The sequence below is a fragment of the Methanocalculus sp. genome (assembly GCF_029762515.1).
GTDB lineage: Archaea > Halobacteriota > Methanomicrobia > Methanomicrobiales > Methanocorpusculaceae > Methanocalculus.
Map to the genome: position 1 here is coordinate 1 of NZ_JARVGN010000561.1, position 1,107 is coordinate 1,107.

Annotated in this window: 1 protein-coding gene and 1 pseudogene; one reads left to right on the forward strand and one right to left on the reverse strand. The window is 50.7% G+C overall.

All coding sequences use genetic code 11. The annotated features are described in order from the left end of the window. Positions 1–381, reverse strand: a 381-nt coding sequence (locus QCH34_RS13160; protein WP_300334784.1) for a glutamine synthetase beta-grasp domain-containing protein, incomplete at its 3' end; no start/stop codon positions are given. 93 nt (positions 382–474) lie between these two features. Here QCH34_RS13160 and QCH34_RS13165 point away from each other — a divergent pair. Further along, positions 475–1,107: pseudogene (locus QCH34_RS13165) on the forward strand (hypothetical protein); the annotation flags it as partial.

Below are 1,107 nucleotides of genomic sequence, written 5' to 3' on the forward strand. Positions count from 1 at the left end.
GTTGAAGATATACCCCATCTTCGCTGCCTCCTCAACCTGCTTCCTGAGGATGTAGCGCGGATCACCCTCAAAGGGTTTTCCTTTCGGAGTGTAGATATCGCAGATAAACCGTGCTGCCCGCATCGCCTCAGGCCTCCAGGGGAGGATCTGGTACGTGGAGATATCCGGTTTCAGAACCATATCCGACTCTTCAATCCGTGCAAATCCCAAAATGGACGAACCATCGAAGCTGATACCGTCAGTCAGTGCCTTCTCGGCCTGCTTCGCAGGGATCGCAACATTTTTTGCCATACCGATGATATCGGTAAACTGGAGCCGAATGAACTTCACCCGGTCTTCCTCGATCTGTTCCAGGATCCTGGACACGTCGTCTCCTGTCATATGGAAGATTACTTCTACTGATTACTATAAATAGTTAATGGAACAACCATATACATCCGGGAGTCATGAAGAAATCGTTCCCGTGTGATACTCATGTGTGGCATTATCAGCGTCATTGACAGATCAAAAGCCGGAATGGATGGAACCCGCATCAAACACGCACTTTCGCTCATGAATGAGCGAGGGAGCGGCGAAGGTGCAGGGTATGCCGCATATGGCATTTATCCGGATTATTCAGAGTACTATGCCCTTCACCTCTTCTTTAACAACCTTGTCGAGCCAAAGGGCACCGTGGATGAGATCCTCAAAACCTGGGGGGAGATAGAATACGAAGAAGAGATACCAACCATTGAACAGCCCGATCTCCGCCGAACCCATATCCCCTGGCGATACTTCTTCAAGCCTGACCGGACCCTGATGCCCGGAAGCACAACCCCTGAAGAGGATATCATCACGATGCTCGTGATGAAGATCAATACCACCGTCCAGGGTGCGCTCGTCTACTCATCAGGCAAGAATATCGGAGTATTCAAGGCATCAGGATGGCCGGAGACGGTTGCTGACTTTTACCAGATTGAACAGTACGAAGGCTACATCTGGCTTGCCCATAACAGGTACCCGACAAATACCTCGGGGTGGTGGGGTGGTGCGCACCCCTTCAATCTTCTCGACTGGAGTGTCATCCATAACGGCGAGATTACCTCATATGGGACAAACCGCCGTTAT